Here is a 1,590-nt window from a genome sequence, read left to right on the forward strand (position 1 = left end):
CTGTTAACAAACGGCTCACCAGAACCAGTCACGGTCTGGGAACCACACAGTGGACGCGTAGCACCTGAGGACAATTCCTCGGCCTATTAGTACCGGTCAGCTCCATCGGTCACCCGACTTCCACATCCGGCCTATCAACCCGGTCGTCTACCGGGGGCCTTACCAGGTCAACCCTGTGGGAGTTCTCATCTCGAAGCAGGCTTCCCGCTTAGATGCTTTCAGCGGTTATCCCTCCCGAACGTAGCCAACCAGCCATGCCCTTGGCAGGACAACTGGCACACCAGAGGTTCGTCCATCCCGGTCCTCTCGTACTAGGGACAGGCCTTCTCAAAACTCCTACGCGCACAGCGGATAGGGACCGAACTGTCTCACGACGTTCTAAACCCAGCTCGCGTACCGCTTTAATGGGCGAACAGCCCAACCCTTGGGACCTACTCCAGCCCCAGGATGCGACGAGCCGACATCGAGGTGCCAAACCATCCCGTCGATATGGACTCTTGGGGAAGATCAGCCTGTTATCCCCGGGGTACCTTTTATCCGTTGAGCGACAGCGCTTCCACAAGCCACTGCCGGATCACTAGTCCCAGCTTTCGCTCCTGCTCGACATGTCAGTCTCACAGTCAAGCTCCCTTGTGCACTTACACTCGACACCTGATTACCAACCAGGCTGAGGGAACCTTTGGGCGCCTCCGTTACCCTTTAGGAGGCAACCGCCCCAGTTAAACTACCCACCAGACACTGTCCCTGATCCGGATCACGGACCCAGGTTAGACATCCAGCACGACCAGAGTGGTATTTCAACGACGACTCCACAACGACTGGCGCCGCTGCTTCACAGTCTCCCACCTATCCTACACAAGCCGAACCGAACACCAATATCAAGCTATAGTAAAGGTCCCGGGGTCTTTCCGTCCTGCTGCGCGAAACGAGCATCTTTACTCGTAGTGCAATTTCACCGGGCCTATGGTTGAGACAGTCGAGAAGTCGTTACGCCATTCGTGCAGGTCGGAACTTACCCGACAAGGAATTTCGCTACCTTAGGATGGTTATAGTTACCACCGCCGTTTACTGGCGCTTAAGTTCTCAGCCTCGCCACTCACGCAGCTAACCGGTCCCCTTAACGTTCCAGCACCGGGCAGGCGTCAGTCCGTATACATCGTCTTACGACTTCGCACGGACCTGTGTTTTTAGTAAACAGTCGCTTCTCGCTGGTCTCTGCGGCCTCCCCCAGCTCGGAGTGCAAGACTCTCCACCAGTTGAGGCCCCCCTTCTCCCGAAGTTACGGGGGCATTTTGCCGAGTTCCTTAACCATAGTTCACCCGAACGCCTTAGTATTCTCTACCTGACCACCTGAGTCGGTTTGGGGTACGGGCCGCCATAACACTCGCTAGAAGCTTTTCTCGGCAGCATAGGATCATCCACTTCCCCACAATCGGGTCGGCATCAGGTCTCAGGCCATATGTGACACGGATTTACCTATGTCACGCCCTACACCCTTACCCCAGGACTACCACCGCCTGGGCTGGACTACCTTCCTGCGTCACTCCATCGCTCACCTACTACCACCTTGGTTCAGCGGCTCCACCATCC

At 56.4% G+C, this 1,590-nt stretch carries 1 rRNA gene; it reads right to left on the minus strand.

Annotated elements, in window-relative coordinates:
- Positions 1-66: 66 nt before the first annotated feature.
- Positions 67-1,590, minus strand: a 23S ribosomal RNA gene (locus AC0Z36_RS29625); the annotation flags it as partial.

The sequence above is a fragment of the Kitasatospora sp. UYEF31 genome (assembly GCF_057291755.1).